This is a genomic window from Clostridium sp. D53t1_180928_C8 (genome assembly GCF_015667795.1).
Classification (GTDB): Bacteria; Bacillota; Clostridia; order Clostridiales; family Clostridiaceae; genus Clostridium.
In genome coordinates, this window is record NZ_JADPEL010000038.1 from 1 (window position 1) to 10,363 (window position 10,363).

Consider the following 10,363-nt stretch of genomic DNA (forward strand, 5'->3'; position numbering starts at 1 on the left):
GCTTCACCTGCATTAATATATGGTTTACCATTACTATAATTAAAATACAATACAAATGATCCTTGATAATAATCTTCTTGATGAAATAGGTCAAGGGAGAGAAAATGAGGCTATAAATACTTTAAATGCATGCAAATCAATTGGTAAAAAAATAGATAACTTAGAACCTGAAACAATAATTATGGTTTCTCCTCATGGAACAGTATTTAGAGATGCTATTGCACTTATAACAGCTTCAAAATTAAAAGGTGACTTTGGAAAATTCAATGCACCACATGTAAAGCTAAATTTTGAAATAGATAAAGAACTTACATCCCAAATTATAAAAAATGCAGAAAAAGAAAATATTCCTACTGCATCATTAGATGAAAATACTGCAAATTTATATAATATTAATTTAGAACTTGACCATGGTGCTATGGTTCCTTTATATTTTGTGGATAATACTAAAAACTATAAGCTTGTTCATATAACCTATGGAATGTTAGCTCCTTTAGAACTTATGAACTTTGGTAAATGTATAAGTAAAGCTGTTAATGATATAGGTAAAAAAGCTGTTTTCATAGCATCTGGTGATTTATCTCATAGATTGACACAAGATGGTCCTTATCCTTATACACCACTCGGTGCAGAGTTTGATAAAAAGTTAATTAATACTTTAGAAAAAGGTGATTTTAAAAATTTATTTAACTTAGATAAGAATTTAATTTGTAAAGCTGGTGAATGTGGCTTAAGATCCCTTTATATTTTAGCTGGTGTACTAAATGATAATAATATTTCCTCTAAGCTTTTAAGTTATGAAGGACCTTTTGGCGTTGGCTATGGAATTATGGAGTTCTCTCCATCTATTAATGAAAATGCAGATTTATATAATGAACTTATAAAAGATAAGGAAAATGAAAATGAAAGAAGAATATTAAATGGAAGTGTTTATACAAGACTTGCAAGATTAAATCTTGATAATTACTTTAATAATGGCAAGTTATTAACTATAGATGAATTAATTAATAATAATATTTTTGATAGTAATTCTAAATTATTAAATGATAAAAAAGGAGTATTTGTTTCATTAAAAATTAATGGTGATTTAAGAGGCTGTATTGGAACTACTGAACCTACTACAAATTCTATTGCAGAAGAAATAATAAACAATTCTATTAGTGCTGCATTAAATGATCCAAGATTTTCACCACTTAGAAAAGAAGAACTTTTAGATATTGATATATCTGTCGATCTTTTATATCCGCCTAAACCAACTACATTTGAAGAATTAGATCCACAAAATTATGGAGTTATAGTATCTTGTGGGCATAGAAGAGGATTATTATTACCTAATCTTGAAGGAATAGATACTGCTGATAAACAAGTAGCAATTGCTATGGAAAAGGGAAATATAATGCCTAATGAAAACTACTCTTTAGAAAGATTCAAGGTGGAACGCTTTAAGGAAATAGATGATGGTGATTAAAATGAAAGGGTATATTTAATTATGAATAAAGAAGCAATGTTTTATGAAAAAATAGATAATTATATTAATTGTAACCTTTGTCCCCATAGATGTAGTAATTTAAAAGAAAGTCAAAAAGGAGTTTGTGGAGTTCGTGAAGTAAAAAAAGATGATGATGGCACTCTTAAATTATATAGTATAAATTATGGGGAAATTACTTCCCTTTCCCTAGACCCTATAGAAAAGAAACCCTTATATAATTTTTATCCTGGTAGCAATATACTTTCTATTGGCTCCTTTGGATGTAACTTTAAATGCTCATTTTGCCAAAACTATGCTATTTCTCAAAATAGACCTAAAAGTAATTATGTTCCTCCTGAAGAAATGGCTCATATTTCTTTAGAAGTTGAAAATAATTTAGGTCTTGCTTTTACTTATAATGAGCCTAGTATTTGGTATGAATATGTTTATGATGTTTGTAAAAAAATTAAAGCTTTAAATAAAAATCACAAAACTGTCCTTGTTACTAATGGATTTATTTGTGAAGAACCTTTAAGAAAGCTATTACCATATATTGATGCATTGAATATAGACCTTAAAGGTAATGATGAATATTATAAAAAGCTTTGCTTTGGAGCTTTAAAGGATGTTGAAAATACTATAAAAATTGCCTGGGAAATGGGTTGTCATGTTGAAGTTACTACCCTTTTAATTCCTAATGAAAATACTGATGATATAACCTTAAGAGAATTAGGAGAATTTTTAGGCTCTATAGATAAAAATATAACCTTACATTTATCTAGATATTTTCCTAGATATAAAATGTATTCACCAGAAACATCTCTTTATGATATAAAAAAAGCTTATAACTTTTTAAAGAATTATTTAAACAATATTTATCTTGGAAACTTAACTGAAGAAGAACTTGAATTTTGTTTAAATTAAACAAAAAACCACTGATATTTGTAATAAAACTAATATCAGTGGTTTCGAGCTTAAATTTATTTTGCTTTAAATATTATTATTTATTTTTTCTCTTGAATAAGAATCCGCCTCCAATAGCAGTTAATCCAGTTAATAATGTAACTAAAGCATTTGCTCCACCTGTTTGAGGTAATTTTCCTGGTTTTGATGAGTTATTTGAGTTTCCACCATTACCATTATTTCCGCTATTACTGTTATTACCATTGTTTCCGTTATTTCCATTATTATTATTATTGTTGTCATTTCCATTACTAGCATCAGCTAAAATTAAACCATCTATAGATTTTTGTAAATTAGCTTCAGCATTAGCAACTTCCTCTTCTGTTGCATCCTCATTAGAAAGAACAGACTTAGCTAATAATAATGTCTTTTCTAATGCCTTCCAAGTTTTATTAGTATACTTACTAGAATCTAAAGCATCAGCTTTATTGATTAAATCTTGTAATTTATCTTTGCTTGGTTTTAATCTTAATTCTAAGAATGCTCTTACTAACTTATCATAGCTTTCCATTACTTCTTTTTCCATAGCATTTGGATCTGCTATTATAGCTTTAGAAGCATCTAATTTTTCTTGAAGCTTATTCCAAGTAGCAGTTATATATTCATTAGAATCTAACTTTTCTATTTTATCTATTAATTCTTGTAAAGCTGCTTTATCACCCTTTTCAAAGGATAACATTTGCATTGCTTCACTTAATCTATCAAACGCTTGATCAACTTCACTTTGAGTCGCTTTTTCATTTCCTAATACAGCTTCTGCATTAACTAAAGCTGCTTTAAATTCTTCTACTACAGCAGGAACAACATTTTCTAATTCAGCCTCGGTTACTTCCTTAGCCATTTCAACAGCAATTTGTAAATGTTTCTTATTTGAAGCAACTTCTTCTTCAGTTAAATCCTTGATATATAAATCATCTATAACTAATTCATCATATCCAGAACCTTTATTGATAGCTAAATAGTAATCAACAGCATCACCAGTTGTAAATTCATATTTAAACTCTTTTACTTCTCTGCTATATCCTGGTCCATCAGTAGGTTGTCCAATAACTTCACCTGGAGTTATTACCTCTTCAAATAATGTTCCAGCAGTTGCTGAATTTACAGATACAGTATATAAATTATCTATCTTATTAGTATACTTAAATCCTAATTCATAAGTTTTATTAGGTTCTAATTGTAATGTTGATTGGTCAGTTAATAAAATATGACCTGTTGTACCTGCTTGTTGATTAGTCTTTAATGAGAATCTATCACTGATAACCCAGTTCATGTATTGGCCACCTTCTGGATTCTTTTCAGCATAGTGAGTTCTATTATCAGTACCTAAATTTTGTCCCATATAGAATGGTCCATGTCCTTCATCAACATTTTCGAAGTCTTCGTATATTACATAACCATCTCTGTCTGTAGCTACAGATTCTTGAGGGTTAGTCCATATTCTGAAGTCATCAAGCATTACTCTTGTAGCTTCTTCTGACCTTGGAATATCAACATATAATTTAGCTGTTGTAACCCCTTCTGGCACTGTAAATTCAACTCTCATTCTAGTTAATCTTTCACCATGCCACTTTAATCCCTCACCTGTGTTCATTCTAGTAGTTGCTCTATCAATTGTGCTTGTAGTTTCTTTTCCACCACAATCTACACCTAAAGTAACTTCTCTATTTCCACTATTTTTAACCCATACTGAAGCTATATAAGTTTTTCCTGGTACTAAATCCTTTATTTCTTGAGAAAGATTAGCCCCTTCTCCAAATACCTTTTCTTCATCTGGAATTTCTACATTTTTATGAACATTTAATTCAGCCATAGAAGCAAATCCATTAACATATTCATTAGCAACTAATCTTATATGAGTAGCTTCTACTGCATCAAAGTTTATAGTCTTAAGATCTGATGAAGTATTCCAGTCACCCTCTGCTACTTTAGTAAAGTCTTGTCCATTAGTGCTTACTTGTAATTCATATTTAGTTATCTTACCATTATTTCCTGATTGTCTTGGAAGACAAGTAACCTTATTAATTTCATGTTTTCCACCAAGGTCTACAGTTATATTTTGAGGACCAGTTACACCTGCATAACTAGTATGCCATAAAGTACTTTCATTTCCATCAATAGCCTTATCTGCGCCTTCTCCTGATTGACTGCTTGTAGCTGTTGCTGTCATTTCAGATTGTGGTATTAATGTTGGATCTTCCTTTTCAATACCTTCAACTACAAATACATCATTACCTTTTCTTCTATCAACAGTTTCATTTTCAATCTTTAAATGCTCCATATTGTCACTAGTTGATTTAACATTCCAATGATCAAAGCTTTGAGAGTCAAATCCTGGATCACTTATTAAAGATCCTTCTCCCCAAGAATCAATTCTATCTTCATTAACCTTTTCTTGGAATACTACATAAGGAGTATTTTGTTTAGCATCTATAGTTACCTTACCATCAACGACTTCTATTTCTTTAACAAAAGTTCTTCCTAAATCTGATAACTCGTATAACTTAACAGTTTCTGTTCCTTCCCATCCTGTTGGAAGATCCCAAGTTGTTTCTCCTCCATATGGGTTCCAGTGATATACTTTATTTTCTGGTTGTTCATCTAATTGTTCCCATGTCCAAGGTAAGAATAAAGTAGTTTTACCTATCCCTCTATCATTAATAGTATCTTGAGCAGTAGAAGCTATAAGCTTACCATCTTGATACATATTATTGTATCCATTTTCTCTCTTAGATTCTAAGCCTCCTTTAAACTTAACAAATCCTTCAGTTCCATTGTCTTCCCATTCCATTATTTCAAAGTGTTGCATATACTTAGATGGTAAAGTTTGATTATAGAATGTTTCTATTGCATAGAAGCCTTCTACATCATGCCTAGTTCCCCATCCACTAGCTAACATATGCTTTCCACCTTTTAATAGGTCATCTGACATATATACGTCTTGTTCTTGATTTCTTATAAATCTTGAAATTTTACTTGAGTTACCTGCATTAGGATATGCAGGGTCTGCACCCCAGTGAGTCCAAGCAACATCTTCATATAATGGTCCATTAAACTCTGTTGCTGCCATCCATCCTCTACTGTGTATTTCTTCAGCTAACACTTTTGAGTTCCAGCCTACACCATCATAAACGTCTATATATATCCAGCTTAAATCTGGGTGATCAGCTTCTAATAAATCAAATCTTCTTGCAAGCTCTCCTGATAAAATATCACTTCTCTTATCAACCCAATAAGCTTGATCTAACCAGTTCCATCCAGCTTCAAATCCTGGTCTTAAATTTTCTACTTTAAATTGGAATGCATCTAAGTGATATTCTGTTAAGTTAAGATGTACCCCTATTCTTGCATTGTAGTCTTTACCAATTTCTATTAATTCATTAAGGTCATCTACTCCACCTTGTCTTATACCAGTATGTCCTCCAATATCAGCCTTAGCATCATCATGCCCTTCAGCTTGGAATCCTTTATGAAGAACTAATTGTCCAAATCCATCTGTATAATTTGATAACTTCTTAACATAATCTGCAGTTTTTATAAATGGCATTTGTGCTAATGAACCTATATTAAATGGAATATAAGAGAAGCTGTTTCTTACATAATCTGCCCCTTCTACTTCTTCCATATTATCTCTATATTTAATAGCAGCATCTTGCCAAGTAACTTTTCCATTACCATTTTCATCTCTAGCAATCATGATTTCAGACCATGGTAATTCTTCTGGATCTCCAGGAACTACATCATTGCTAGTATTAGAATTTAAGTTTAATTTTACTGTTGTAGTACCATCTTCTGATAAATTAGCTTTAATTGATTCACCAGTTTCTTGACTTATACCTATCATATTAAGAGAATCTTGCTCTCCTTGAACTGGAACAGCTCCAGTTGTATTGTTAATACAAATAATGTAAGCAGCTCCTGCCTCTCTTGCATTTTGTCCCTTTTCTACGAAAGTATGAGTTCCTCTATCAACTATAGCGACTTTTCCTCTTAAATCCTTACCTTCAAAGTCTTCTACTCCGCCTAATCCACAGTAAACTGCTTCATATTCTTTACCCATATATTTGTTTATTGAGTTACCACTTTGTATAATTACTTGAGTACCATCTAATTCATTTTCTTCTGCTATATCTACACCTGCAATTTGTCCAACAAACTTAGCTTGTGTTGCAGTTTCCTTAAGCGATTCTCTATAAGTCCATTTTCCATTTGCTATAGATGCTTTCTTATATCCATCTTCTTGTTCAACGCTTATAATAGCTTTATTTCCACTTTCAATTAAGTTATTATTTAATGTAACAGCAAACTCATCATTATTTATCATTCCATAAATTTTAGGGAAGTTTCCTAATGTTTTATCTGCTACTGAACTAAACTCTTCTTTAACATCATTTCTATTTCCTTGAGTTGATACTCCTGCTAATTGTCCATTATCAGAATCCTTTACAGAAGCTAAGCTATGTCCAGGGAAATTTAAAGTTTTAACTATAAAATCTCCTTTTTCCTTAATATCTGTTACTTCCATTCTTAAAACATCATCTTTAGTAAAACTCATTTCTAATTTAATAACTACGTCAATTTCATCAAATGTCATAGTATACTTAACTTTATCGCCACTTAATTTTCCTTTAACAGTTGGTACATATGGTATATCATTTATTTCAGTAATATATAATTGTTCTTCAGTACCAGTTAATACTGCTCCATCAGATTTCCATTCATATCTAATTACTCTTGGGAAATTATTATCTAAAACTGCTGTCATTTTTTTAGATTCTAATCTTATTTCTTCAACTTCTACATCTGGTGGAATTAATCCTGTAGATGATTCAGTAACATTAATATTTGCAACTGCCTTAACATCAGTTCCTTCAACTGTACCTTCAACAGTAAAAGTTCCTACCTTTGCATACTTGTCCTTTGATATAGTATCCCATGCAACAGGAAGATTTCCCTTTGTTCCATCACTATAAGTTACGTTAACAGTACCTGGCATTACAGGTCTAATATACTGTTCTGTACTTACACTTACCTCTTCAATTGATTCAATAGTCTTATCTCCAACTTCATCAGTAATTGATCCAACTGCTCCAGCCTTTAAATAGTTTACCTTTACAGTTTTCTGATCATACCATGTTCTAAATCCAACACCATATCCTTGAGCTGTTGGCATGTTAGATAATTCTACTACTTCACTAAATATTTGTTCACCATCTAACCAAATAGTGATTTTCTTGCCTTCAAATCTAACCTTTAACTTATAAGTTTGTCCTTCTTGAAGTGCAGGACCTGCTATATCATCTTTCCATGAATTACTAGTTTCTATTAACCATTTTCCATTATCATTATATCCTACAAATAAGAAGTTACCATCTGTTGATGGTCTTACAACAACACCAAATCTACTTGTTCCCCCTTCAAAAGTAAATTCAGTTTCAACTTCTCCATCAGCAAGCATTGGAGCATTTTGATCATAAAAAACAAAATTATTATTTGTAGTATCTCTAGTTATTTTTAAATGTCCATCTTCTATAACTCTTTGTCCACTACCTTGTATGTCATGCCAGTTAGGTTGCCCTTTATCAGTTTCATCAAAGTTTAATGTATAAACCTCATCATTTAAAACTACAGCACTTCCGCTCGAGATATCGTTTACATTATTGCCAGTAGCATTTACTGGTATGACTGAAGTTACTTGATTAACTACTACAACACTAGCTAATAAAACAGCTAACCTTTTACTCATGGCCCTTCTTTTTATATCTTTACCCATCTTTTCTCCCCCTATTAATTCTCGTGTTTGTTTTACAAGTATAATTCTACATTATTTGTAATTTATTGCATACAATTTTCTTGGGAATTGTTTTAGTTTTATTGTGATTTTCGCATAATAATTATAAAATATTGCAAACTAATTGTGTTATAAAAACAATTTTCATTATGGAGGTAATATGAATATCTATATTTCTCTATCAGCTAAAAACAATTTAGAAAAAAAGATTAAAGAATATAATAATCCTGATAAACATATAGAGCTTTACATAAAAAGTACTTCTTGTTGCTCCGGCCCTAACATAGGAATGGCCTTTGATTATCCAAGTGAAGATGATACTATTTATAATATTGATGGTATACCTATTATTATAAATAAAGTATTAGAACCAATACTAAAATCTATTTATATTGATTATTATTTTGATGATATGAAAACAGGCTTTAAAATTCAAGCTGATAAATATTAATAATAAACTTAGGCAGTAATAAAATTTTTTATTACTGCCTAAAAATAAATTAATTAAATTGCTTCTTTAAATATAGTCAATGCTATTGGTTGAAATTTTTATTTCTTCCACTGATTCTTCTATAAGCACATTTGCTTCCATAATTCTCTCACCTTTTCCTTAAATAAATATACTAATTATTATTAATAATATCCCAAAACTCTTTTTCAGTAATTATATCTATTCCTAAATTTTTAGCTTTTTCTAATTTACTCTTACCAGCTTCTTCTCCTATTACAAGCATATTAGTCTTTCCACTTATACTAGTTGGAGAGTCTGCTCCATATCTTATAGCTGTTGCTCTCATTTCCCCTCTACTTTTAGACATATCTCCAGTAAAGACTATTTTCTTTTTATTAAAGATATCCTTTATTAAGTTATTTTTAGCAAACTCAATCATTTCCTTTTCTTCTGCAACCTTTTCCTTATCCTTTACAAACTTTTTAAATCTATTAGCAGGTGCTGAAGCTTCACTGCTGTCTTTACTTTCCTTATTATGTTTCTTTATAGCTGAGCTTGATGTTGGTATGCTTAAAGCTGACCATCTTTCAGGCTTTATAACCTTTAATAATTCTAATAAGTCTAAAACATCTTGTAATGCATTATGAGCCTGTCCTTTTTTAATATTATAATGTTCTAATAAATAAACTAGCTTATATGAAGGTAAGGTTTCCTTTATTTTTATTGTATTCATACTACAATAAAACTCTTGATTGTCCTCAACCCATCCCCAGTATCTTAAAAAGTTTCTATCAAAGCTTGCATTATGAGCTACTAAAGGACATTTATATTTTTTAACTAGTGCTTTGAATTTTGATTTAAGCTCTTCATTTTCTTCAATTGCCTCTAATCCATCACCATATCCATTTTTATATTGCTCTTCATCATTAATAATTGCTAAATGTAAGCTATCAATTACTCTATAATCTTCTACAACAATAGCAGCAACTTCTCTAATTCCATCAGCAGGCTTAAAGCTTCTTGGAGTTTCTATATCTACAATAATAAATCTTTCTTTTTTCTGCATATCTAATAAATAATCTGGATGTATACTATGTAATTCCCCATTTATATCTAATATTATTTCATTATTATCAACTATTCCAACAACATCACATTCTACAGCATTTTGTGTATATGCTCCCTTATAATATAGTGTTTTAATGTCATTAGCCTTAGGACTAACTAATTTTAACTCTTTTAAAACCTCTATTTTATCTTCATGTGATTCAAATTTTCTCCACTCTCTTTTTGGATTTATCATGCTTGTACCTCTACTCTATTTAAATTTAATGTTTAATCTATATAATAAGAATTATATCATAATTTTAAGCCTATATTTTTAAATAATAAATTAAAAAACATAGACTTAAGGTTTATTCCTCAAGTCTTTTTCTAAAATTTATATTTATTTTGCAAAATTATATTGTGATATTGCTAGTATATAGTCAAATTCATCATTCTAAGATACCTCTTATCACCTAAAGGCTTAATATAACATAATATAAGTTTTGACTATACACTCCTTAAAGGTTATACTTAACCTACAAGTTAAGCAAAACAAGTTTGCAAGACATAATATCGCGGGGTGGAGCAGTTGGCAGCTCGTTGGGCTCATAACCCAAAGGTCGTAGGTTCAAGTCCTGCCCCC

General features: G+C 30.4%; 5 protein-coding genes. 3 read left to right on the forward strand and 2 right to left on the reverse strand.

The window, feature by feature from the left end; all coding sequences use genetic code 11:
* Positions 1-55: 55 nt before the first annotated feature.
* Both amrA and amrS read left to right on the forward strand, forming a co-directional pair.
* Complete coding sequence (gene amrA / locus I4V51_RS16025; RefSeq protein ID WP_195989445.1) at positions 56-1,468, forward strand: AmmeMemoRadiSam system protein A; 1,413 nt, start codon at positions 56-58, stop codon at positions 1,466-1,468.
* Between the two features lie 21 nt (positions 1,469-1,489).
* Complete coding sequence (gene amrS, locus I4V51_RS16030; protein WP_195989446.1) at positions 1,490-2,392, forward strand: AmmeMemoRadiSam system radical SAM enzyme; 903 nt, start codon at positions 1,490-1,492, stop codon at positions 2,390-2,392.
* 76 nt (positions 2,393-2,468) lie between these two features.
* On the opposite strand, the gene I4V51_RS16035 is transcribed toward amrS, so the two are convergent.
* Entirely contained in the window at positions 2,469-8,204 is a 5,736-nt protein-coding gene (locus I4V51_RS16035; RefSeq protein ID WP_195989447.1) for an endo-alpha-N-acetylgalactosaminidase family protein, read from the reverse strand.
* A gap of 178 nt (positions 8,205-8,382) precedes the next feature.
* Here I4V51_RS16035 and I4V51_RS16040 point away from each other — a divergent pair, with 178 nt between their 5' ends.
* Positions 8,383-8,673, forward strand: a complete 291-nt coding sequence (locus I4V51_RS16040) for a hypothetical protein (RefSeq protein WP_195989448.1) — start codon at positions 8,383-8,385, stop codon at positions 8,671-8,673.
* A gap of 172 nt (positions 8,674-8,845) precedes the next feature.
* On the opposite strand, the gene I4V51_RS16045 is transcribed toward I4V51_RS16040, so the two are convergent.
* Positions 8,846-9,976 carry a 3'-5' exonuclease gene (locus I4V51_RS16045; protein ID WP_195989449.1) on the reverse strand — a complete coding sequence of 377 codons (1,131 nt, stop codon included), beginning with the start codon at positions 9,974-9,976 and terminating at the stop codon, positions 8,846-8,848.
* Positions 9,977-10,363 lie beyond the last annotated feature (387 nt).

What these genes read in the sequence shown, in the direction of transcription:
- I4V51_RS16035 (WP_195989447.1), bottom strand. Translation starts at nt 8,204, where the DNA reads ATGGGTAAAGATATAAAAAGAAGGGCCATGAGTAAAAGGTTAGCTGTT.
- amrA (WP_195989445.1), top strand. Translation starts at nt 56, where the DNA reads ATGATCCTTGATAATAATCTTCTTGATGAAATAGGTCAAGGGAGAGAA.
- amrS (WP_195989446.1), top strand. Translation starts at nt 1,490, where the DNA reads ATGAATAAAGAAGCAATGTTTTATGAAAAAATAGATAATTATATTAAT.
- I4V51_RS16040 (WP_195989448.1), top strand. Translation starts at nt 8,383, where the DNA reads ATGAATATCTATATTTCTCTATCAGCTAAAAACAATTTAGAAAAAAAG.
- I4V51_RS16045 (WP_195989449.1), bottom strand. Translation starts at nt 9,976, where the DNA reads ATGATAAATCCAAAAAGAGAGTGGAGAAAATTTGAATCACATGAAGAT.